Annotated in this window: 16 protein-coding genes; 9 read left to right on the top strand and 7 right to left on the bottom strand. The window is 67.1% G+C overall.

All coding sequences use genetic code 11. The annotated features are described in order from the left end of the window. Window positions 1-11: 11 nt before the first annotated feature. Both CA833_RS04215 and nudC read left to right on the top strand, forming a co-directional pair. The gene (locus tag CA833_RS04215) at window positions 12-1,280 is read left to right on the top strand and encodes a serine hydrolase (protein ID WP_207079940.1); all 1,269 of its coding nucleotides are present in this window, start codon (window positions 12-14) and stop codon (window positions 1,278-1,280) included. After that, window positions 1,280-2,194: an NAD(+) diphosphatase gene (gene nudC, locus CA833_RS04210; protein WP_370584572.1), complete on the top strand. Its 915-nt coding sequence runs from the start codon at window positions 1,280-1,282 to the stop codon at window positions 2,192-2,194. Before CA833_RS04215 ends, nudC begins: the two co-directional genes overlap by 1 nt. A gap of 169 nt (window positions 2,195-2,363) precedes the next feature. Here the strand turns inward: nudC and CA833_RS04205 are convergent, their stop codons facing one another. From CA833_RS04205 to CA833_RS04180, 6 genes are all read right to left on the bottom strand, one after another. Continuing rightward, window positions 2,364-3,065 (bottom strand): HAD family phosphatase, encoded by a 702-nt coding sequence (locus tag CA833_RS04205; RefSeq protein ID WP_207079328.1) that lies wholly within the window; start codon window positions 3,063-3,065, stop codon window positions 2,364-2,366. Between the two features lie 70 nt (window positions 3,066-3,135). Continuing rightward, window positions 3,136-4,416, bottom strand: a complete 1,281-nt coding sequence (locus CA833_RS04200) for an N-succinylarginine dihydrolase (RefSeq protein ID WP_207079327.1) — start codon at window positions 4,414-4,416, stop codon at window positions 3,136-3,138. 6 nt (window positions 4,417-4,422) lie between these two features. Next, the gene (locus CA833_RS04195; RefSeq protein WP_207079326.1) at window positions 4,423-5,445 is read right to left on the bottom strand and encodes an arginine N-succinyltransferase; all 1,023 of its coding nucleotides are present in this window, start codon (window positions 5,443-5,445) and stop codon (window positions 4,423-4,425) included. Next, window positions 5,442-6,650 carry a hydrolase gene (locus CA833_RS04190; RefSeq protein WP_207079325.1) on the bottom strand — a complete coding sequence of 403 codons (1,209 nt, stop codon included), beginning with the start codon at window positions 6,648-6,650 and terminating at the stop codon, window positions 5,442-5,444. The genes CA833_RS04195 and CA833_RS04190 overlap by 4 nt, the downstream gene beginning before the upstream one ends. Further along, window positions 6,647-8,077: a succinylglutamate-semialdehyde dehydrogenase gene (astD, locus tag CA833_RS04185; protein ID WP_207079324.1), complete on the bottom strand. Its 1,431-nt coding sequence runs from the start codon at window positions 8,075-8,077 to the stop codon at window positions 6,647-6,649. Before astD ends, CA833_RS04190 begins: the two co-directional genes overlap by 4 nt. Next, complete coding sequence (locus CA833_RS04180) at window positions 8,074-9,105, bottom strand: 2-oxoadipate dioxygenase/decarboxylase family protein (RefSeq protein ID WP_207079323.1); 1,032 nt, start codon at window positions 9,103-9,105, stop codon at window positions 8,074-8,076. The genes astD and CA833_RS04180 overlap by 4 nt, the downstream gene beginning before the upstream one ends. A gap of 345 nt (window positions 9,106-9,450) precedes the next feature. On the opposite strand from CA833_RS04180, the gene CA833_RS04175 reads away from it, so the two are divergent. Next, window positions 9,451-11,796 carry a glycosyltransferase family 4 protein gene (locus CA833_RS04175; RefSeq protein ID WP_207079322.1) on the top strand — a complete coding sequence of 782 codons (2,346 nt, stop codon included), beginning with the start codon at window positions 9,451-9,453 and terminating at the stop codon, window positions 11,794-11,796. A gap of 31 nt (window positions 11,797-11,827) precedes the next feature. Beyond that, window positions 11,828-13,141, top strand: coding sequence for a glycoside hydrolase family 130 protein (locus CA833_RS04170; RefSeq protein ID WP_207079321.1), 1,314 nt, complete (start codon window positions 11,828-11,830; stop codon window positions 13,139-13,141). A 13-nt stretch (window positions 13,142-13,154) separates the two neighbouring features. Here the strand turns inward: CA833_RS04170 and CA833_RS04165 are convergent, their stop codons facing one another. Continuing rightward, a complete protein-coding gene (locus CA833_RS04165; RefSeq protein ID WP_207079320.1) occupies window positions 13,155-14,153 on the bottom strand; it encodes a cell wall metabolism sensor histidine kinase WalK in 999 nt (332 codons plus the stop codon). 405 nt (window positions 14,154-14,558) lie between these two features. On the opposite strand from CA833_RS04165, the gene zwf reads away from it, so the two are divergent. The 5 genes from zwf to CA833_RS04140 all read left to right on the top strand — a co-directional run bounded on the left by zwf (window position 14,559) and on the right by CA833_RS04140 (window position 22,473). Continuing rightward, on the top strand, window positions 14,559-16,016 hold the full coding sequence (gene zwf / locus CA833_RS04160) for a glucose-6-phosphate dehydrogenase (RefSeq protein ID WP_207079319.1): 1,458 nt from the start codon (window positions 14,559-14,561) through the stop codon (window positions 16,014-16,016). A 223-nt stretch (window positions 16,017-16,239) separates the two neighbouring features. Further along, the gene (edd, locus tag CA833_RS04155; RefSeq protein ID WP_207079318.1) at window positions 16,240-18,054 is read left to right on the top strand and encodes a phosphogluconate dehydratase; all 1,815 of its coding nucleotides are present in this window, start codon (window positions 16,240-16,242) and stop codon (window positions 18,052-18,054) included. Window positions 18,055-18,062: 8 nt separating this feature from the next. Then, entirely contained in the window at window positions 18,063-19,055 is a 993-nt protein-coding gene (locus tag CA833_RS04150; RefSeq protein ID WP_207079317.1) for a glucokinase, read from the top strand. Further along, window positions 19,052-19,678: a bifunctional 4-hydroxy-2-oxoglutarate aldolase/2-dehydro-3-deoxy-phosphogluconate aldolase gene (gene eda / locus CA833_RS04145; protein ID WP_142632140.1), complete on the top strand. Its 627-nt coding sequence runs from the start codon at window positions 19,052-19,054 to the stop codon at window positions 19,676-19,678. The genes CA833_RS04150 and eda overlap by 4 nt, the downstream gene beginning before the upstream one ends. After that, the gene (locus CA833_RS04140; RefSeq protein ID WP_242526263.1) at window positions 19,675-22,473 is read left to right on the top strand and encodes a phosphoenolpyruvate carboxylase; all 2,799 of its coding nucleotides are present in this window, start codon (window positions 19,675-19,677) and stop codon (window positions 22,471-22,473) included. Before eda ends, CA833_RS04140 begins: the two co-directional genes overlap by 4 nt. The last annotated feature ends 46 nt before the right edge of the window (window positions 22,474-22,519 follow it).

Genomic DNA, 22,519 nt, shown 5'->3' with positions numbered 1-22,519 from the left:
TCGACCGGCGCATGGCCTTGAGGCTGGGCGCGGCGGCAGGACTCGGGGCGGCCTTGATGCCGCGTCTGGCATGGGCGGTGGAGCAGCCTGCGGCGCTGCCCAAAGTTTCGGCCCTGGTCGAGCGCTGGGTCGGCATCGGCAAGTTTCCCGGCATGGTCGCCTCGGTCGGCACGGCGGGACGTGAGGCCCGTTTCGTCGCGCGCGGTGCGCAGGGTTTCGACGACGGCATGCCGATGGGGCCGGACAGCCTGTTCCGCATCTATTCGATGACCAAGCCGGTCACCGGCCTGATGGCGATGCAACTGGTGGAGGAAGGGCGCCTGTCGCTAGACCAGCCGCTGGCCGACATCTTGCCCGCGTGGCGCACGATGCAGGTGCAGGATCGTTACGACGGCCCGCTCGACCGCCTGCATCCCGCACCGCGCCCGATCACGATGCGCCATCTGGTCACGCATACTTCGGGCATCGGTTATTCCATCGTCCAGACCGGGCCGATCCACGACGCTTATGTGCGGCAGGGGCTGGTGCCCGGCCGGATCAGCCGGATCGAGGTGCCGGGGCTGACGTATGGGCCGACCGTTCGCGGCCTCGATCACTTTGCCGACCGGCTGGCGGCGCTGCCGCTGGTGGCCGATCCGGGGACGCGCTGGTCCTATTCGATGGGGCTGGACGTGATGGGCCGGGTGATCGAGGTCGTGACCGGCAAGAGTTTCGACGCCTATCTCGCCGAAGCGCTGTTCGGCCCGGCGGGCATGGCGAGCACCACGTTTACCGTGCCGCGCGCGCAGGCGCGGCGGCTGACGACCAATTACGGGGCGCTGGGCGGCGTGCTGGTGCCGATCGATCCGCCGGAAAGCTCGGTCTATCTCGACCCTCCGGCCTTTCCCTTTGGCGGTTCCGGCCTGGTCAGCACGCCGCGCGACTACGACCGCTTTCTGCGCCTGCTGGCGCAGGGCGGTGTGATCGACGGGCGGCGCGTTTTGTCGCAGCGCGCGGTGGCGATGGGGACTTCGAATCTGCTGCCCGATGGGGCTGACCGCTCGCACATGATCGGCGGCCCGGCCGCGTTCGGGGCGGGGGGGCGTATCGGCCTTGGCGCGGAGACGGGCATGTTCGGCTGGTCCGGCGCGGCGGGGACGGTGGGCATGGTCGACATGAACCACGCGATCCGCTCGCAACTGTTCGTCCAGTTCATGCCGAGCGATGCGATGCCGCTCCTGCCCGAGTTCCAGACTGCATTGAAGGTCGATGTCATGGCCCTGTTGGAGAAGTCCGCTTGATCCTGCCCCCCCCGCTTCTGCCCATTGCCTTTTCAGGCGCCCACCTCGACCGCGCCGATCATGTGCGTGGCGATCCCGAAGCGCTCGCCGCCTTGCAGGGGCCGAATGCGCGGCTTCTGCGGCTGGACGGGCTCGACGCGGTGCTGGCGGGGAGCGGGGCGCTGTTGTGGGACGGGCTCGACCATGCCGCGCCGGACAGCGAACTGATCTTCCTTGGCCTCGACGGGGAGGCGGGCTGCTTTGCCGAAGTCCCCGCCGTCACGCCGCCGGGCGGGCCGCACGCCACGCCGGTCAACTGGCTGACGATGGCGGTGCTGCTGCCTTACGAACTGGCGGCCTATGGCACCGCGCGCAGTCTGGTCAGCTGGCATTGCCGCCACCGGTTCTGCTCCACCTGCGGGTCGGGCACGGTGCTGGCCAAGGGCGGCTGGCAGCGGACCTGCACCAACCCGGATTGCGGTACCGAGCATTTCCCGCGCGTCGATCCGGTGACGATCATGCTGGTCGAGCACGAGGGCCGCGCGCTGCTGGGCCGACAGCCGCGTTTTCCCGAGGGGCGCTATTCGACGCTGGCCGGCTTCGTGGAGCCGGGCGAGACGGTGGAAGAAGCCGTCGCCCGCGAGATCTTCGAGGAAGCCGGCGTCAGGGTGCGTGATGTGCGCTATGTCGCCAGCCAGCCCTGGCCGTTCCCGTCGTCGCTGATGATCGGCTGTTACGCCGTGGCCGAAAGTGACGGGATCACCATCGACACCACCGAGCTTGAGGATGCCCGCTGGTTCACCCGCGCGGAGGTGGCGGATGCGCTGGAAGCTATCGGCCGGAACGAGAACGGCAAGGCCTTCGGCGCACCGCCCGCCCATGCGATCGCGCATGTGTTGATGCGGTGGTGGCTGGATCAGCAAGCGCGTGATTAGACGGGTCCTTGGAACAGCCCGTCGCAGTTCAGACCTTACACATCAAACCTCGTCGTCCCCGCGCAGGCGGGGACCCCGCTTTTCTTGGTGAGCGGCTAAAGGCAAGCGGGGCCCCCGCCTGGGCGGGGGCGACGAAGAGATTGGTTGAAAGGCCGATCTTGGACTGACGTCAACCCGCCTCGGCAGGCGCCAGCAGCAGGTCGCGCAGGGCATGGAGGCTGGGCAACACCTTGGCGCTGGCGAGCACCATTTCCTTGGTCGGCGGCAGCAGGTCCGGCACCAGCACGGTGGCGATCCCCGCCGCGGACGAGGCGGCGACGCCCGCCGGGCTGTCCTCCACCGCCACGCAATGCGCCGGATCGACGCCGAGGCGGCTGGCGGCCAGCAGGTAGGGCTCCGGGTGCGGCTTGGCATGGGTGACGTCGCTGCGGGTCACGACGACGTCGAAGTAGGAGAGCAGTCCCGCCTTCTCCAGCCGCTGCGCCGCGTAAGGCGCTTCGGTCGAGGTGGCGATGGCGAGCGGAACGCCGGCCCTGGTGAAATGGTCGAGGATCACCGCGGCGCCGGGGCGCAGCGCGATGCCCGCCTCGACCATGGCCTCGAACACCACGTCGCTTTCATCGAAGAAATGATCGAGCGGGAAATCGGCGCCCATGCGCTCCGCCACGAGGCGGCGGCTGCCGCCGCGATGCACACCGACCATCGAATGGAGCAGATCGTCCGGCAGCGGCAGTCCGAAGGCGTGGCCGGTCTCGACAAAGGCGCGGCGATGCGCGGCCTCGGTGTCGAGCAGCGTTCCGTCCATGTCGAAGATGGCTGCCCGGATCGGATCGGGCAGCACACGCGGCGGTGTCAGTATCGATGTAGCCATGACCTCAATATGAAGCCGGATCGCGTCGGAACCATTGCAAAACGGGAAACCGCATTTGCAAAAACCGCTTTCAGTAGCTTGCCTGTTCGAGTTCGGGCAGTTCCAGTTCCCGGCACAACGCCGCGCGGGCGGCAAGGCATTGCGTCCAGATCGCAGGTTCGGACAAGTCGTCGACCGACAGTTGCTCGGGCCAGAGTCGGGCGATCAGCGCCTCGATACGGTCCAGCCTGGCGGTCGTTGCGATGAAGCGCGGGTCGATCGCGGCAGGATCGGCCACGACGCGCAGGCGCAGGCAGGCAGGACCGCCGCCATTGGCCATCGATTGGCGCAGATCGTGGACAAAGCGCTGGCGGATCGGACCATTGCCGGCGACCAGTCGCTCCAGCCACGGCCAGACGCTGGGGGATTCGCGGGCCTCGGTCGGCAGGATCAGCGCCATTTCCCCCGAGGGCTGCGTGATCAGTTGGGCGTTGAACAGGTAGGACTGGATTGCATCGAACAGGCTGACCTCGCTGGCCGGGATCTCGATGATCTCGACTTCGGGAAACTTGGCCCGCAGTTCGGCGTAAAAGCCCTCGCGATTGGCGAAGGCGTTCTCATGGGCAAACAGTACCCGCTCGTTGGCGACGGCGACGACATCGTTGTGGAAGGCGCCCGAGGCAATGGCTTCTTCCGATTGGCGGACAAGGATCGTGCGTTCGGGATCAAGGCCGTGGCGGCGCGCGATTGCCGCGCTGGCCTCGCGGTGCTGACGGGCGGGGTAGGGGCCGGGATCAAGATCGCCGGCCCCGGTGTGGCCGTAGACGAAGATTTCCACGCCCGGTGCGTCGTGGCGGGTGCAGAGGCGCATGTGGTTGGCCGCGCCCTCGTCACCGAACGGGGCCGGGATCGGGGCATGGACCGCGAAGCGTTCGGTGTCGGCAAAGGCGAGGCGAAGCTGGAACAGTGTTTCGCGCCATTCATGGCTGCGATGCGGCATCGTCATGAGATTGGCGACGGTCAGGTGGCAGCGCCCGTCGGCGGTATCGGCTGCGGGCGAGACGGTGGCGGCATTGGCCGCCCACATTGCCGAAGCCGACATGGCATTGGCACGAAGGCGCGGCTCGGCCACCTCGACGGTGGTGCCCAGTTGCTGGAGCCAGCACGTGTCGGGCCGCCGATGCGGCAGGAAAAAGCCTTGAGCCACGCCGCGTTCGAGGTTGGCGCGGATCTTTGCCAGCCCCTGCAAAGCCGCCGCGCGTGGCTCCGATACCTTGCCGTAATTGCGGGTGGAGGCGAGATTACCGAGACTGAGGCCTGCGTAGTTGTGGCTGGGTCCGACGATGCCGTCGAAGTTGATCTCGGTGACCATGGGCGATCATGCACTCGCGTAAGTGATTTCGTCGCCCCCCTTCGTTACGTCTAGCAGAGCCGCCGCGGCAGCATCAAGGGTCACGCCGCCCTCGACAATGGTTACTTTCCCCAGGCATGCGCGGAATGCGGCCAGCCGTCCGGTAGAGACGATATGGCTGGGTTCGCTGCCGTCATCCTCGACAACGGCGACCACAGGGGCGGTGCGGGCTTCCTGCACGGTGCGGATCTGGTCGGTGCGCGCGAGCATGGTCGGGCCGCCGTCGAAGATGTCGACGTAGTTCTGGAACGAGAAGTTCTCGTTTTCCAGCATGCGCATCGCCGGACGTCCCGAATAGTGCGGCTGGCCCATCACCTGGCGCGCGGCTTCGGACAGGAGCGCGCAGTAGATCGGGTGCTTGGGCATGAGGTCGGCGATGAACTGGTTGCCGTGGGTGGCGTTGAACTCGTCGGCATCGCGGAAGCTCATGTCGAAGAAGCGCCCGGCCAGCCCGTCCCAGAACGGCGAGTTGCCGGCGTCGTCGATGGCGCCGCGCAGTTCGGCCAGGGTGGTGTCGCCGAAGCGCGAGCGGTGCGTCTTGATGAAGAGGTAGCGGCTGCGCGCCAGCAGCTTGCCGACACCCGCCGAACGCTCGGTGGCGTCTAGGTAGAGCCCGCCCACTTCGCTCGCCCCGTCGAGGTCGGTGCACAGCGTCAGCATCTCGGCGCGGAAGGTGCGGTCCAGTTCCTTGGAATGCTGGGTGATCCGGCCGATACGGTAGGAATAGAACGGATACTCGGTACCGACTTGCGAAAACGCCTGGCAGGTGCCGCGCACTTTGCCGGTGGCGGTGTCCTCGAGAATGAAGGCAAAGAGGTCGTTGGCGATCTCGTCGCTTTCGCGCGCGAAGCTTTTGGCGGTGCGTTCCAGCTTGGCTTTCAGCGTCGGCTTGTCGGGCGGCAGGTTGGTGAAGCCGCCGCCGGTACCCTTGGCCATGCGGTAGAGGGCTTCCAGGTCCTTTTCCTGTGCGGTGCGCAGGAGGAATGTCATGTGGGCAGAACTCCGTGGCGGTCCAGTCTATGCAGGACAAGAGCAGTAAGGCGGGCGCGGGCATCCAGCGAATCCGCCAGCAGATATTCGTCCGGTGAATGGATCGAGCCGCCCAGCACGCCCATGGTATCAAGCACCGGCACCCCGCAGGCGGCGATGTTGTTGCCGTCGCAGACGCCGCCGGTGTCCTTCCAGCTCATCGGCTGGCCAAGGTCGGCAGCGGCCTTGCTGACAAGGCCGTAGAGCGCCTCGGTCTTGGCCGTTATCGCCTTGGGCGGGCGCGAGACGTGGCCGTGGACATGCATGTGCACTTCGTGCGCGGCCGAGACCTGGGCGACGGCGGCCGTGATATAGGCCTGGGCTTCGGCGGCGTGTTCGGGGGTGGCAGGGCGCATGTTGAAGTGCAGCACGGCAAGGTCCGGCACGGTGTTGTTGGGAGCGCCGCCCTCGATCTTCGCCGGGTTCACCGAAAGGCCGGGGCGGCGCATCGCGGCAAGCCGCAGGGCAAGGTCGCTGGCGGCGAGCAAGGCGTTGCGGCCGTCCTCGGGGTTGCGCCCGGCATGGGCGGAGCGGCCATGGACAACCACCGCGTAATTGCCCGAGCCGGGCCGAGCGCGCGCCATCTGGCCGCCGGGCAGGGCGGGTTCGTACGTTAGCGCCGCCAGCTTGCCGCGGGCCAGATCGGCGATCAGCGGGGCGGAGGAGAGCGAGCCGGTTTCCTCGTCGCTGTTGACGAGCACATCGTAGCCGAGCGTCGGATCGCCGCGCTCGTAAGCCGCAAGGCCCGCCAGCATCACCGCAAGCCCCCCCTTCATGTCCGCCGTGCCGGGGCCGTGGAGAGTGTTCGTGTCCAGCCAGTCGCAGGCCTGGAAGGGGTGGTCGAGGGGGTAGACGGTGTCCATGTGCCCGGTCAGGATCACCCGTCGCTCTGCCTCGGGACGCACCGAAAGCACGAGGTGGCGTCCGTGGACAACCTCGCGGGTTCGGCCCTGGCTGTCCACTTTCTCGACCGGGGCGGGATCGACCAGCCGCACTTCTCCGGGCAGCGCCGCAAAGGCGTCGGCCAGCCGCGTGGCCATGGCCGCCAGCCCGTCGAGGTTGGCGGTGCCGCTGTTGATCGCCGCCCAGTCCAGCGTGTGGGTCAGGATCGGTGCGCGTTCGACCGGGGCGAGCAGGCCCTGTTCCTCGAAGCTCAGTCCGCTCATGCCGAGAGCTTCCCTGCGAGCGCACCGCTGTTGCCGGTGACGCTGGCCGCCTCGAAACTGGCGACCGGGTAGGCGCAGTAATCGGCGGCGTAATAAGCGCTCGGGCGGTGGTTGCCGCTGTCGCCAAGGCCGCCGAAGGGCATCGATCCGGCCGCGCCGGTGGTCGGGCGGTTGCGGTTGACCACGCCCGCGCGGCTTTCCAGCACGAAGCGATCCCACAAGGCGTCATCCGCGCTGACGAGGCCTGCCGAAAGACCAAAGCGGGTGGCATTGGCGGCGGCGATGGCGGCATCGAAATCGGGCACGCGGGTCACTTGCACGAGGGGGGCGAAAATTTCCTCGTCGGGCACGTCCACGCCGGTGACGTCGAGAATGCCGGGGGTGACAAAGGCATCGCTGCGGCCTTCAACGCCTTCGAAGGTGCGGATCACCGCGGCGCCGCGCTCGACAAGCCGGGCAAAGCGCGCCTTGGCGGCCGCAGCGGCATCAGCCGAGATCAGCGGGCCGAACCACGGCTCGGGCGTCTCGTGCCATTCGCCGATGATGACGCGGTCGGCCAGCGCGGCGACGGCATCGACCAGCGCGGTGCCGAACTGGTTGTCCGGCACGATCAGGCGGCGCGCGCAGGAGCAGCGCTGCCCGGTGGTGATGAAGCTCGACTGCACGACGAGCGAGGCGGCCTCGTCCAGGTCGCCGTCCCAGACCACCAGCGGGTTGTTGCCGCCAAGTTCCAGCGCGAGGATCACGTCGGGCCGGTCGGCGAAAATGCGCCGGAAATGCGCGCCCGCGCCCGCCGAACCGGTGAACAGCAATCCGTCGATATGGCCCGCTACCAGTGCCTCGCCGGTGGCGCGCGCGCCTTGGACGATCTGGAATACGCCTTCAGGAAGGTCTGCCTCCGCCCCAGCCTCAATCCACGCATCGGCCATGGCCTGCCCGGTCGCGGGGGTCATTTCGGAGGGTTTGAACACCACCGTGTTGCCTGCCAGCAGGGCGGGGACGATATGGCCGTTGGGCAAGTGGCCGGGGAAGTTGAACGGCCCCAGCACCGCCATCACCCCGTGCGGGCGGTGGCGCAGCACGGCGGCGCCGAAGGGCATGTCCTGCCGCTTCTCGCCCGCACGCTCGGCCTGTGCGGTGATCGAGAGGCCGACCTTGCCGATCATCGAGGCGAGTTCGGCGCGCGTTTCCCAGAGCGGCTTGCCGGTCTCGCGCGAAATCACTTCGGCGATCGTGTCCTTGCGGGCCTCCAGCACGGCCTTGTAGCGCAAGACCGCCTCGACCCGCGCGGCGATCGGAAGCGCGGCCCATGCCGGAAACGCCGCGTGGGCGCGCGCCAGCGCGGCATCGACCGCCGCGGCGTTTGCCGCCTCGCCCTCCCAGACCAGTGCGCCGCTGGCCGGGTCGAACGATTGGAGCAGGCTCATGCGCTTCTCGTCACCGCGAAGATGCCGGTGGCATTGCCCGAATCGAAAGTGAGGTCGAGCTTGCCGGTTTCCGGGTCTATGTCGCGGGTGATGAATTCGTAGAACGAGCCGGGCACGTCCAGTTCGACCGCACTGCCGTCCGCTTCGAGGAACGGGCGGGCCACCTTGTCGGCAATGATCGCGGTCTGGCGGACACGGCCGTTCTTGGACACTTCGACCGCGGCCTTCATCGGATAGCCCTCTGCCTTGAGACGGTCGGACAGGGCCATGACGTCGGCGGTGCGTGTGGTCGCGTGGTTGAAGGCATTGCCCTCGGTGGCGATCCAGGCGCCTTCCCCGGTTTCGGGCAGCAGCACTTCGTAGTCGGCCAGTGCGGGCGGCTGATGCTGGCGTTCGAAACAGGCGATCACGCCCTTCAATGCCGTCAGGGCGGTGGCGAAGTCCACCGTGCCGTCGCTGGCCAGCGTGTCGAGTGCGGCCCATTCGGCTTCGCCCAGCGGGTCGCGGGACGTGCCGAAGACGTTTGCACAGGCACCCTGCGCGGCCTCGGCCAGCTGGTCGACATGGAGTTCGGAGACAAAGAACTGCGGGATCGTTTCGGGCAGGTCGCGCTGGGCATAGGCGCGGCCGGTCATCTTCAGCTTGGGCAGCGGATAGAGGCCTACGACTTCATAACCGAGCGGGGCCAGGAAGCGGCCGAAGGCCATGTGGCCGCGGGGCAGCTCGCCGGTCTCGCCATCGATGGTGCGCAGCGCGCCGTGGTCGAACACGATGGTCTCGCCCGCGCCGCGCACGGCATCGATATAGCGCTGCGCGGTCGGCACGCGGTCCAGCAGGTCGGCAAACAGCGCGGCGTTGAGTGCCATCGCCAGTTGCGCGCGGCTGACCATGTCGCCGCTGCCTGCCAGCGCGGGGTCGATGGTCAGCGTGGTGAGGGCCAGGTTCGCCTTGCTTTCGCCGATGGCGGCGGCAAGCAGGCGCGGCAGCGTCTGGTCGGGGTTCGCGAGAGTCTGGGGGGAGGAGGGCATCGTTTTCCCGTCGTTCCTGTTGTTGCGCGTGGCGTCAGACATAGAAAAGCGTGGCAGCCAAGTCCATGGCATGGACGGGGAGGGTTCGCGTTTTTGTCTAGACTATTTTAGTCGTTCATTTTGTGGACATTTCTGCACGCTTCGAATCGTTCGAGTCGGTCTCCTGCTGCGGCGACATGCCGCTGGAGAGAAGCACGGCGCCGCGATCTGTTCGAAATGCACGGTAGGGCGTTCCTGCGGAACACTTTGGCGCGCGACCACGTTTTTTGCGCAAGCGGGCGGGAAACCCATGGCATGATCCGGGTTTGAGAGAGCGAAATCCCTCCTGTCCCCCAAGGAGCGTGCATGAACTTGTTGTCTCACGACCAGGAACCCGGTTGGCAATCGGGTTCGGAAAAGGTGCGTTCGATCTTTTCCGGTGCCAATACGCCGGAAGAACCGTCGGTGCTCAGGCCTGCACATATTGCCCTGATCGGAAATTTTGCTCCGCGAAAGTGCGGTATCGCCACGTTCACGAGCGAGATATTCGAAAAGCTGCGTGAACATCATCCTGAAATCACGGTCGACGTGCATGTTCTGGACGATCGCGCGGCGCCGCTTGGCTATGGTCCGGTCGCCGGCACCATCGCCCATGACGATCCGCAGGACTACGCCCGCGCTGCCCGGCAGATCAACGAGAGCGGCGTGGATGCGGTCTGGCTCCAGCACGAATACGGGATCTTCGGCGGCGAGGATGGGGCGATGGTCTGTTCTTTCGTCGACCGGCTGGCGCCGCCGCTGATCCTCACGCTGCACACCGTGCTGTCCGAGCCTTCGCCGCGCCAGCGGGCGATTCTCGACCATCTCGTGACGCGCGCGTCACGCATCATGGTCATGTCCCGCCATTCCCGGGACTTGCTCGAATGCGAATACGCGGTGCCCGCCGCCATCATCGAGGTGATCGAGCATGGCGCCCCCGACCGGCCATTCGGCCGCCAGCAGGAATTCAAGGCGCGGCTCGGTCTTGCCGGGCGCAAGGTGCTGATGACGTTTGGCCTGCTCGGCCCGGGCAAGGGGCTTGAGCATGCCATCGCCGCACTGCCGGCGATCGCCGCGCGCCATCCCGACGTGCTCTACCGGGTGGTCGGTGCCAGCCATCCCAACCTCGTCGCGCGCGAGGGCGAGGCCTACCGCGAGAAGCTGGAGCGGCTCGCCGCCGATCTCGGCGTGGCGGCGCATCTGGCCTGGGACAATCGTTTCCTCGAAACCGACGAATTGCTGGACCAACTCGAGGCCTGCGACATCTACCTGACGCCGTATCCCGGCCTCCAGCAATCGACGTCGGGCACGCTGAGTTATGCGGTGGCGCTGGGCAAGGCGCTTGTATCCACGCCCTACGTGCATGCCCGCGAATTGCTTGGGGATGGAGCGGGTGTCCTGATCGAGCCGGGATCGAGCGAGGCCATCGCCGCTGCCGTCAATGCCCTGCTGGACGACCCCGGCGAACGGCTGGCCATGCAGCGCCGGGCCTGGGCGCGAGGGCGCGAGACGGTCTGGCCGCGCTTTGCCGAAAGCGCGGCGCGGCTCATCGACCATGCCCGTGCGCCTGACTGGCGTTGGGGCCTGCCCGCGCCGCCCATCACCGCCACGCCAGGCCTCTCCGCGGTTTTCGCGATGAGCGATGCCACCGGCATGCTCCAGCATGCCATCGGCGTCGTGCCTGACCGGCGCCACGGCTATTGCCTCGACGACAACGCCCGCGCGCTCATGCTGATGAATCTTGCTGGCGGGCTGCCTGCCGCCGAGCGCATGAAGTGGAGCTTCGCCTACGCCGGTTTTATCCAGTACGCCTGGAATGGCGAGGCCGGACGGTTCCGCAATTTCATGAACTACGACCGCACCTGGTGCGAGGACGAGGGGTCGGAGGATTCGAACGGCCGCGCGCTGTGGGCGCTGGGGCAGACCTATGAGTCAGGCAGCGACCCGCTCCTTGCTGCCTGGGCTCTGCAACTTTTCGAGCAGGTCCTGCCCTCGCTCGCCGAGATGGGGTCGCCGCGCGCCACCGCCTTTGCCATGCTGGGTGCCTGCGCGGTGCTGCGCAGTGCGCCGGATCACGCGGCGGCCCGCGCGCAAGTGGAAGGCGGCGGCGCGTTCCTGATGCGGTTGCTCGGCCATGGCCGCAGGCCCGACTGGGGCTGGTTCGAGGCCGTGCTCGGCTATGACAACCCGCGCCTGCCGCAGGCGCTGATCGAGGCGGGCGTGGCGCTGGGGCGGGAGGACTGGATCGGTGACGGGCTCGCCACGCTGGAATGGATCTGCCACCAGCAGGTCTCGGCCCGAGGCGCGTTCCGTCCGATCGGTTCGGAAAGCTTCCACAAGCCTTACAGCTATCTGCCGTTCGACCAGCAGCCCCTGGAGGCTCAGGCGGCCATCGAGGCGGCGCGCTCAGCCTGGCGCGTCACCGGCGGGGCATTCTGGCGCGAGCATGCCCTGGCCGCTTGGCGCTGGTTCTTTGGCGGCAACGATCGCGGCGTGGTGCTGGCCGACATGGCTTCGGGACGCTGTCATGACGGGGTGACGCCGCGCGGGGTCAACGGCAATTGCGGGGCGGAATCCATTCTCGCTTTCCAGCTTTCGCATTATGCCCTGTCCGAGCTTGCCCGATCGGGGCCGCTCGTTTCGTCCGGCCCGCTCGCATCGGCGGGGGGCTGATGTTCGTTCGGGGGCGGCCAAGGAGGTTTGCGTGAACCGGCCCGAAACAGCCTGGACTGAGCCGCTGCACATTTTCGAGACCCGCCTGCACGCCGATCCGGCACGGGTGGTCCTGCGACCCTTCCACCTCGGCTGGCAGGCGAAAAACGCCCCCGGCGGCCGGGCGATGCAACTGGTGGAGGACATCGCCGCGCTCACCGAGGAGCGTGCCGATGCCGAATACGAGCGGGTGCTGCGCGACTTCAAGGAACGCCACTGGCAGACCGAGAACATCTTTGCCGAACGCTTTGCCGAAGTGGCGGCCAATCTCGATCTTGATCCGGCGCGGTTTTCCGAGGCGCGCAAACGCCTGATCGGCTCGTACTTCTGTCATGAATACACGTTTGCCGCCGCCGCGCTGATGAACCCCTCGATCGTGCCCGCGCCCGACCAGTCGGGCATGCAGGATGGATCGGTGCGTTTCATCATGAGCCTGCGCGCGGTGGGCGAGGGGCACATCAGCTCGATCGCCTTTCGCGAGGGCATTGCCGAGGAGGACGGCACGTTCAGCCTCTGGCCGCAGGCAGCGTTCGCGACGTCGGTGGAACTCGATGACGAGGAGCAGATCGATGCCGAGGACTGCAACGTCTTTGTCCATCGCCAGCCCGATTCGAGCCTGTCGAACACGGTGATCTTCCCGATTACCGAGCAGCAACGCGGCGGACTGGAGGATTTGCGCCTTGTCCGCTTCGACCACGGCGGCGGCGACTACGAATGGGTGGGGACTTATACCGCCTATTCGGGCAGCTCGATCCGCTCCGAACTGCTGCGCACCCGTGATTTCCGGGCTTTCGAACTGGAGCCGATCCGGGGCCGGGCCGGGCGCAACAAGGGCATGGCGCTGTTTCCCGAGAAGATCGGCGAGCAGTTCTGCATGGTCGGGCGACAGGATGGCAAGAACCTTTTCCTGCTGAAATCCGACGACCTGGCGGTATGGGATGATGAAGGGGTGATGCTGATGGGGCCCAAGTACCCCTGGGAGTTCATCCAGATCGGCAATTGCGGCAGCCCGATCCCGACCGAGCATGGCTGGCTGTTGTTCACCCACGGCGTCGGCGCGATGCGCAAGTACGCGCTGGGCTGCGCGTTGCTCGACCTCAAGGACCCGTCGAAAGTGCTGGCCCGCACCGTGGAGCCGGTGCTGACCGCCGAAAACGCCGACCGCTCGGGCTACGTGCCCAACGTGGTCTATACCTGCGGGGCGCTCAAGGTGGGGGAACGGCTGCTGATCCCTTACGGCATTTCCGATAGCACCGTGGGTTTCGCGACGTGCGAGATCACGGCGCTGTTGGGCCTGATGGCGTAGCGGCTGCGAGCGGTTACCCCAGGGCCTCTTCCTTGCGCAGCGGGAGCATGATCGAAGCGGTGGTGCCGCTGCCGGGGCGGCTGTCGATGTCGAAGCGGCCGCGGTGGCGCTCGACGATGTGCTTGACGATAGAGAGGCCGAGCCCGGTGCCGCCCACCGCGCGGCTGCGGCTGGTGTCGGCGCGGTAGAAGCGCTCGGTCACGCGGGGCAGGTGTTCGGGGGCGATGCCCTCGCCCTCGTCGCGTACGGTGACGAGGACCCAGCCGGTCGCCGTCGCCTCCAGCGAGACGTCCACGTTGCCGCCCTGCTTGCCGTACTTGATCGAGTTGTCGATCAGGTTGCGCAGCACTTGTGCCAGTTGCCCACGGTCGCCAGTCACCACTGCGGCATCGCAGTTGGTTTGGACCGTGACGTTGGAGCCCGGCTTCGATTCGCCTGCCATCGTTTGCGCCAGCGCCACCATCTCGACCTGATCGGAGGGCACTTCGTGCTTCACCGCCTCGATCCGCGAGAGGCTCATGAGGTCGAGGATCAGCGCCTGCATGCGCTGCGCCTCGTGGCGGATGGTGTCCAGGAAGCGGTTGCGCACGCCTTCGTCGCCGCCCGCCTTGGGGTTCATCAGCGTTTCGACATAGCCCATGACATTGGCCAGCGGGGTGCGCAGTTCGTGGCTGGCATTGGCCACGAAGTCGGCGTGCGACTTTGCCACGCTGACCCGTTCCGACAAGTCGTAGAGGCTGACCAGGCGGTCTGTCGGCGAGAGCACGCGGCAATCGACTTCCCACACGCTGCCTCCGGTCGAGAGACCGGAGACACGGGCGATGCCGCCTTCCTCGCTGAGGATCGCGGCCACCGCGCGCGGTTCGCGAATGGCGATGCGCACGTCCTGCCCGACGATATGGGCGCCCAGCAGCGCCTTGGCGGCGCCATTGGCGAAGCGCACCTGTCCGCGCGAGACCACCATCGCCGGGGTCTGGAGATGTTCGAGGAGGTGGACGCCGTCTGCGGCCATGTGGCTTTGCTTTCTAAGGTTCTAAACGTCTGACCTGTTTCCATGCATGCACTGGACGACAGGACAAAGACGCTGGGGCAAGGAACTTGCGGAAAATCGCCTCGATAATGGCGGTCCTATACGTATGCGCACATTGTATGAGTTCAAATGGTGCAAACGTGGTTGAGGTTTGCCGCGCTCTCGCCTAGCACTGCCCACGCAGTCCATGCTATGCTGCAACCGCGAAGACCAGACGTCCTGCCTGACACCGTTTCATCCTGTTCGCTTCTTCAGGATCGACGAAATCCCATGGCCGACCCTTTCTTTACCGGTGCGTATGGCTGGAATGCTGGAGGAGGAAACCCGCCGGTCCCCGGCGGACATGACGAAGAAGGTGAATAACCCCCAGAAGGTGGACAGCGCCCTGTGACCAATTCTACTAAGGCCCAATTCACGTCCGACCGCTTGTTGCTGTTCGGCGCCACGGGCGATCTTTCGCGCCGCATGCTCCTCCCATCGCTTTGCGCGCTCGATGCCGAAGGCTTGCTCGATCCCAAGATCGAGATCATCGGAACCGCGCGTTCCGAGCATGACGATGCCGAGTTCCGCAACTTCGCACGCGCCTCGCTCGAACAGTTCCTGCCCGCCGAACGGCGCGGCGGCATGGCCCGTTTCCTCAACCGCCTGTCGTACCAGACGCTCGACGCCAACCAGATGGAAGGCTTCAACGCATTGGCGGCCAAGGTGGGTGAGCCCAAGGACGGGCTGTCGATCTTCCTCTCCACCGCGCCCAGCCTGTTCGAGCCGACCATTCGCGGCCTTCAGGCGAGCGGGCTGGCCGGTGAGAACGTGCGCATCGGCCTCGAAAAGCCGCTGGGCATCGATCTTGCCTCCAGCAAGGTGATCAACGACGCCGTCGCCCGCGCTTTCCCGGAAGACCGTATCTTCCGCATCGACCACTATCTGGGCAAGGAAACCGTCCAGAACCTGCTGGCGCTGCGCTTCGCCAACCTGATGTTCGAACCGCTGTGGAACGCGGCGCATATCGACCATGTGCAGATCACCGTGGCCGAAACCGTAGGCCTCGAATCGCGCGTTGCCTATTACGACGATTCGGGCGCGCTGCGGGACATGGTGCAGAACCACATGCTCCAGCTGCTCGCGCTTGTCGCGATGGAGCCGCCGGTCAGCTACGACGCCACCAGCGTGCGCGACGAGAAGGTGAAGATCCTGCGCTCCTTGCGCAAGGTTGCCGCCAACGAGACGGTGACCGGCCAGTACCGCGCCGGCGCCATCGGCGGCCAGGCCGTTCCGGGCTACGACGACGAACTCGGCAAGGATTCGAACACCGAGACTTTCGTCGCGATCAAGGCGCATATCGACAACTGGCGCTGGCAGGGCGTGCCCTTCTACCTGCGCACCGGCAAGCGCCTGCCGCGCCGCACGACCGAGATCGTCGTGCAGTTCCGCGACGTGCCGCACTCGATCTTCCACGGCCGCGGCGCCAAGACGGTGCCCAACCGTCTCGTTATCGGCATCCAGCCGAGTGAGAACATCACGCTCTCCCTCATGGCCAAGGTGCCGGGGTTGGACCGCAACGGCTTCGGCCTGCGCTCGATCCCGCTCGCCATCACCATGCCCGACGCCTTCGCCGGACCGCAGCGCCGCATCGCCTATGAGCGCCTGCTGCTGGACCTGATCGAGGGCGAGCAGACGCTGTTCGTCCGCCGCGACGAGGTGGAAGCGCAGTGGGACTGGATCGACGCGATCCGGACCGAGTGGGAGGAACAGGCGCAAGAGCCCAAGACCTACACCGCCGGAAGCTGGGGCCCCTCCGCCGCCATCGCCCTCGCCGAGCGCGATGGCGTAACGTGGCACGAGTAAGCAGGCCAGAACGGGCATGATCGCGCAGCGCACCCTATATCGTGGGGTGCGCGCGCATCCCCGTGCCCATGCCCCCGCGAACCGGTGGAAGATAGCTATTGACACCGGTTACCTAAACGCCTTCAAGCCTCGCCCGGGAGATCCCGAGGGCGCGGCTTCGGGAGGCTGAGACAAGACAGACGCCACGACAGCAGTGGCAGACGGACAGAGCAGGAGTAACCCCATGAGCAACCTCAGCCCGGTGGTCGCCCGCGTGACCGATCGCATCATCGAGCGATCGAAGCCCACCCGCGAACGTTATCTCGCCATGGTCGAGCGTGAAGCCGGCCGCCATTCGGACCGTTCGTTCCTTTCGTGCTCCAACCTCGCACACGGCTTTGCCGCGAGCGGCGAGGACAAGCCCGCCATTGCCACCGGCAAGGCGATCAACGTCGGCATCGTCACCGCCTATAACGACATGCTTTCGGCGCATCAGCCCTATGGTCGCTATCCCGAGCAGATGAAGCTCTATGCCCGCGAAGTGGGCGCGACGGCGCAGGTCGCTGGCGGCGTGCCCGCCATGTGCGACGGCGTGACGCAGGGCTTCGACGGCATGGAACTCTCGCTGTTCAGCCGCGACACCATCGCCCTTTCCACCGCCGTCTCGCTGAGCCACGCGATGTATGACGGCATGACCCTGCTCGGCATCTGCGACAAGATCGTGCCCGGCCTCGTCATGGGCGCGCTGCGCTTCGGCCATCTGCCTGCCGTGTTCATCCCCTCGGGCCCGATGCCCAGCGGCATCTCCAACAAGGAGAAGCAGAAGGTCCGCCAGCTCTATGCCGAGGGCAAGGTCGGCCGTGAGGAACTGCTCGCCAGCGAAAGCGCCAGCTATCACTCGGCCGGCACCTGCACCTTCTATGGCACCGCCAACTCCAACCAGATGATGATGGAGATGATGGGCCTGCACATCCCCGGCGCCGCTTTCGTGCCCCCGAACACGCCGCTGCGTCAGGCCGTGACCCGCGCCGCCGTCCACCGCGTGACCGAGATGACCCGCAAGGGCGACGACTTCCGTCCGATGGCGCATGTCGTGGACGAAAAGGCGATCGTGAACGCCATCGTCGGCCTGCTGGCCACCGGCGGATCGACCAACCACGCGATCCACCTGCCCGCCATGGCCCGCTGCGCCGGTATCCTGATCGACTGGCAGGACTTCGACGAACTGTCCAGCGTGGTGCCGCTGATCACCCGCGTCTATCCCAACGGTTCGGGTGACGTGAACCACTTCCACGCCGCTGGCGGCATGGCATGGATCGTGCGCGAACTGCTGGATGCGGGCCTTGCGCATGAGGACATCCTCACCGTCTCCAAGGGCGGCATGCGCGACTATGCCACCGAGCCGACGCTCGATGAAGGCGAACTCAAGTGGAAGCCCGCCCCGGCGGTCAGCGGCGACGAGGCCATGCTGAGCACGGTGGCGAAGCCTTTCCTGCCCGACGGCGGCATGCGCCTCGTCTCCGGCAACCTGGGCCGCGCCACTTTCAAGACCAGCGCGGTCGACAAGGAACGCTGGACCATCGAGGCCCCGTGCCGCGTGTTCGAGACGCAGGAAGCGGTCATCAATGCCTTCAAGGCGGGCGAACTGGATCGCGACGTCGTTGTAGTCATGCGCCATCAGGGCCCCCGCGCCAATGGCATGCCCGAACTCCACAAGCTGACCCCGCCGCTGGGCGTGCTGCAGGATCGCGGCTTCAAGGTGGCGCTGGTCACCGACGGCCGCATGTCGGGCGCGTCGGGCAAGGTCCCCGCTGCCATCCACGTGACGCCCGAAGCGCTGGCCGGTGGCCCGCTCGCCTACCTGCAGGACGGGGACATCGTGCGTCTCTCGGCGGAAGACGGCACGCTGTCGACCACGGCGGACCTCTCCGGTCGCTCGCCCGTCCCGGCCCCCGCCCCGGCCGAAGGCATGGGCCGCGAACTCTTCGCCATGTTCCGCATGAATGCGGGCGGCGCCGAACAGGGCGGTTCCTCGATGCTGGAGGTCGCCGGTCTGTGAGCGCTTTCGTGAGTACCGAACTCGTTGCCGTCGATATCGGCGGTACCCATGCCCGCTTCGCGCTGGCCTCGGTCGGCGCTGACGGGCAGATCACGCTCGGCGAACCCGTCACCCTCCACACCAGCGACCACGGCAGCTTCCAGCTTGCCTGGCAGGCCTTCCGCGAGCGCATGGGCGGAACCTTGCCCGATGCCATCTCGATCGCCATCGCCGGCCCGGTCGGCGGCGAGGTGATCCGCTTCACCAACAACCCGTGGATCATTCGCCCGGCGATGATCCCCGAGAAGATGGGGGTGTCGCGCTACACCGTGGTCAACGACTTCGCGGCGGTCGCCTATGCCGTCGCGCTGGCGCCGGACGAGGCGTTCCTGCACCTTGCCGGGCCTGACGTGCCGCTGCCCCGGTCCGGCACACTGAGCGTGCTCGGGCCGGGCACCGGCCTTGGCGTCGCGCACTTGTGGCGCAACGGGTTGCCGCACGGGCAGGGCGGCTTCTACCACGTGCAGGCGACCGAGGGGGGGCATACCGACTATGCCCCGCTCGACCTCATCGAGGACGCGATCCTCGCCCGGCTGCGCAAGCGCCACAACCGCGTCTCCACCGAGCGTGTGGTCTCGGGCCCGGCCATCGTCGACATCTACCAGACGCTGGCCGCCATGGAGAACCGCGCGGTCCACGACATGACCGACGTCGATATCTGGACCGCGGGCACCAATCTCTCCGATCCACTGGCCGCCGCCGCCGTCGACCGTTTCTGCCTCGCGCTCGGCAGCGCGGCGGGGGATTGCGCGCTGTCCCATGGCGCCAGCGGCGTCGTGATCGCCGGCGGGCTCGGCTACCGTATCCGCGAGACCATTCTGTCCTCGGGCTTTGCCGAGCGTTTCTGCGCCAAGGGCCGCTTTGCCGGCATGATGGCGCAGATGCCGGTCAAGCTTATCACCCATCCGCAGCCCGGCCTGTTCGGCGCGGCTGCCGCCTATGTCAGGGAGCACCATCAATGAGCAGCCCGTCCGAAGCCGTCGAAAAGGTCATGCGTCTGGCCCCGGTGATCCCGGTGCTGGTGATCGAGGATATCGAACACGCCCTGCCGATCGCCGAAGCGCTGGTCGCAGGCGGCCTGCCCGCCCTCGAAGTGACGCTGCGCACCGAATGCGCGATCGAGGCGATCAAGGTGATGAAGCAGGTTCCCGGCGCCGTGGTCGGCGCGGGCACCGTGCTTTCGCCCGATGACCTGAAGCGCTCGATCGATGCAGGCGCCGAATTCATCGTCTCGCCCGGCCTCACCCCGATGCTGGCCGAAGCCGCCTACAAGACGAAGATCCCGTTCCTGCCCGGCACCGCCAATGCCAGCGACGTGATGTTTGCGCTGGAATGCGGGTTCGACCGCCTGAAGTTCTTCCCGGCCATGGCGGCGGGCGGACCTCCGGCGCTGAAGGCGATCTCGGCACCGCTCTACAAGGCGAAGTTCTGCCCGACCGGCGGCGTCACGCCGGAGAACGCGCCCGAATGGCTGGCGCTGGACGCGGTGCTCTGCGTCGGCGGCAGCTGGATGGTGCCCAAGGGCAAGCCGGACGTCGCCAGGATCGAGGCGGCGGCCCGCGCTGCGGCAGGGCTCGCACGTTGAGCCCGGCGGCGCTGACCACGGTCGACGATCTCGACCGCCGCCTTCAGGAACTCCATGTCCTGACCGCCCAGACGCCGCTCTACAATCCGGTTTTCCAGCTGGGGCTCGAACTGTCGCGCCAGCTGGAAAACGGCGAAATGGGCCTCGACCAGATCGAGGCCCTCGTCGCCGAGATGGAGTGCGAGGGGCTGCGCACCCGCGCCGCGCGGCTGGACCGCATGCTGGCGCCGATCGCGCCCGCCGAAAATGCGGCCCGTCTCGATGCGGCGGCGAGCGCCACGGGAACGGGGGATGATTTCACCGCCTTCGCCGTGCGCTGGCAGCGCCCCGCCGCCCATGTGGTGTTCACCGGGCACCCGACTTTCCTGCTCTCCACCGCCCAGACCGAAGCCGTCGCCCGCGCCGCCTCCACCGGCGACCATAGCGAAGCCGCCGTCTGCGTCGCCTCGCCCGATCGCGACACGATCACGCTCGATTACGAGCATGGCAAGGCGATGGATGCCATCGCGCGCGGCCAGAAGGCCCGCGACCGCATCAACGAGCGCCTGTTCGACATCGCCGCCGCCCGCTGGCCCAAGCGCTGGAAGGGCCTGAACCCGATGCCGGTGCGCTTCGCATCGTGGGTCGGCTACGACATGGACGGCCGCACCGACATCGGCTGGTCCACCTCGATCCGCTACCGTCTGGAGGAAAAGGCCCAGCGGCTTGCGAGCTATGCCGAAACGCTGGCCCAGGCCGCGCCGGACATCTCGGCCAGGCTGGCCCGCGCTGCCGCGCATGCCGCCGATATGGCCGCGCGCTTTGCCGCCGACCTTTCCGCGCCCGAGGCGCTCTCCGCTGCCGCCAATGCGCTGACCGCTGACCATGCCGACAAGCTGGTCAGCCTCGATGCGATCATCAGCGACCTCGAATCCGAGGCGCGCCACGCCGATCAGGACCAGGCGCGCACGCTCCTCGTGGCCGCGGCCGCCATGCGTGCGGACGGCCTTGGCATGGGCTGGATCCACTTCCGCGTGAATGCCTCGCAGCTCCAGAACGCGATCCGCCTGCGCATCGACCCCGAAGGCCGGCTGAACCTCGCCAGCCAGGCCGCGCTGGTGCGCATGCGCGAGCTGCTGGCCGAAGTCACGCCGCTGAAGTCCAACTTCGCCGCGCTGGCCATCGAGAACTCGACCGCCGTGCGCCAGTTCCTGGCAATGGCGCAGATCCTCGGCCATATCGACGCCGATGCGCCGATCCGCATGCTGGTGGCCGAGTGCGAGGAGCCGACCACGATCCTCGCGGCGCTCTATTTTGCGCGGATGTTCGGGATCGACGACAAGGTCGACGTCTCGCCGCTGTTCGAGACCGAGTCGGCGCTTGAGCATGGTGGACGCTTCCTCGATGCGGTCCTGGCCGAGCCTGCCTACCGTGACTATGCCCACAAGCGCGGCCGCGTCTCGATCCAGACCGGCTTTTCGGATGCGGGGCGTTTTGTCGGGCAGGTTCCCGCCGCACTCGCCATCGAGCGTCTGCAAGGCCGCCTCTCCGAAGCGATGGTCGCCAATGGCCTGACCGACGTTTCGGCGCTGATCTTCAACACCCACGGCGAATCGATGGGGCGCGGTGCGCATCCGTCCAGCATCGAGGATCGCTTCCAGTGGCCGATGAGCCCCTGGGCGCGCCGCCGCTTCCTGCGCGCGGGCATCCGGCTGGAGCCGGAAGTCTCGTTCCAGGGCGGTGACGGCTACCTCTGGTTCGGATCGGACGAACTGGCGCTCGCCACGCTTACCCGCATGGCCGAAATGCCGCTTTGGGGCGCCGACGCCGATGCCCCGACCGACTTGTTCTATCGCCGCACCGACCTCAGCCTCGATTTCTACCGCGCGATCCGCGGCGTGCAGCACGAGCATCTGGAATCGGCCACCTACAGCCGCGCGATCACCGCATTCGGCCTCGGCCTGCTCAACGACACCGGCAGTCGCAAGTCGCGCCGTCAGTCGGACCTTGCCTCCGACCGCTCGATGAGCCTCAGGCAGATCCGCGCGATCCCGCACAACGCGATCCTCCAGCAGCTAGGCTATCCGGTGAACGTGATCGCCGGGATCGGCACCGCGTCGGACGGCAACCGCGAGGAAGTGGCCGCCTTGCTGCGCGAGAGCGAGCGCGGGCAGCAGCTCATGCGCCTTGCCCGCAGCGCCAATGCCCTGGCCTCGATCAAGACGGTGGCGGCTTATGGCGAGCTGTTCAACTCGGCCTACTGGGCCAGCCGCCCCTATCGCGGCGATGAAAAGCACATTGCCGGGGCCTGTCTCAAGCTGGCGGAATACCTGACCAAGGACGACCGCACCGGGGTCTATCGCCGCCTCGCCTCGCGCCTGCGGGTCGATGCGATGAAGCTGCACTTCCTGCTCGACCTCTTGCCGGACGAAACCCCGCTGCCGGACCGCGAGCATACCCGTCGCAGCCTCGGCGTGCTGCAGTCGCTGCGTATCGCCTTGTTCAAGCACATGTTCCTGCGCGCCGTCATGGTCCCGCAGTTCAGCCGCGCGAACGACATCAGCCGCGACGACGTGCTGGAGATGTTCTTCACCTTGCGTGTCGAGGACGGCCTCGCCCAGTTGCGCCGCGCCTTCCCGACGAGCTTCCCCTCGATCGACGACTTCACCGTGGACAAGCCCAGCGACTACCCGGATTCGAGTGCGACCGGCTATGCGCAGATCCACCGTGAATTCATCGATCCGATTGCGCGGTGCTATGCGCTGTCCTTGCGCATCACCACGGCGCTGGCGAACGAGTTCGGCGCCCACGGGTGATCTGTCTGAAGGGAGGCCGCGGTTATCCGCGGCCTCCCTTCGCAAA

Origin of the sequence: Novosphingobium sp. KA1, assembly GCF_017309955.1 — a bacterium.
Lineage (GTDB): Bacteria > Pseudomonadota > Alphaproteobacteria > Sphingomonadales > Sphingomonadaceae > Novosphingobium.
The sequence above is the reverse complement of the archived record's forward strand: the minus strand, read 5'-3'. Positions and strand labels throughout refer to the sequence as shown.

What these genes read in the sequence shown, in the direction of transcription:
- edd (WP_207079318.1), top strand. Translation starts at nt 16,240, where the DNA reads ATGAGCAACCTCAGCCCGGTGGTCGCCCGCGTGACCGATCGCATCATC.
- astD (WP_207079324.1), bottom strand. Translation starts at nt 8,077, where the DNA reads ATGAGCCTGCTCCAATCGTTCGACCCGGCCAGCGGCGCACTGGTCTGG.
- CA833_RS04195 (WP_207079326.1), bottom strand. Translation starts at nt 5,445, where the DNA reads ATGACATTCCTCCTGCGCACCGCACAGGAAAAGGACCTGGAAGCCCTC.
- CA833_RS04205 (WP_207079328.1), bottom strand. Translation starts at nt 3,065, where the DNA reads ATGGCTACATCGATACTGACACCGCCGCGTGTGCTGCCCGATCCGATC.
- CA833_RS04175 (WP_207079322.1), top strand. Translation starts at nt 9,451, where the DNA reads ATGAACTTGTTGTCTCACGACCAGGAACCCGGTTGGCAATCGGGTTCG.
- CA833_RS04190 (WP_207079325.1), bottom strand. Translation starts at nt 6,650, where the DNA reads ATGAGCGGACTGAGCTTCGAGGAACAGGGCCTGCTCGCCCCGGTCGAA.
- CA833_RS04165 (WP_207079320.1), bottom strand. Translation starts at nt 14,153, where the DNA reads ATGGCCGCAGACGGCGTCCACCTCCTCGAACATCTCCAGACCCCGGCG.
- CA833_RS04180 (WP_207079323.1), bottom strand. Translation starts at nt 9,105, where the DNA reads ATGCCCTCCTCCCCCCAGACTCTCGCGAACCCCGACCAGACGCTGCCG.
- CA833_RS04215 (WP_207079940.1), top strand. Translation starts at nt 12, where the DNA reads ATGGCCTTGAGGCTGGGCGCGGCGGCAGGACTCGGGGCGGCCTTGATG.
- CA833_RS04200 (WP_207079327.1), bottom strand. Translation starts at nt 4,416, where the DNA reads ATGGTCACCGAGATCAACTTCGACGGCATCGTCGGACCCAGCCACAAC.
- eda (WP_142632140.1), top strand. Translation starts at nt 19,052, where the DNA reads ATGAGCAGCCCGTCCGAAGCCGTCGAAAAGGTCATGCGTCTGGCCCCG.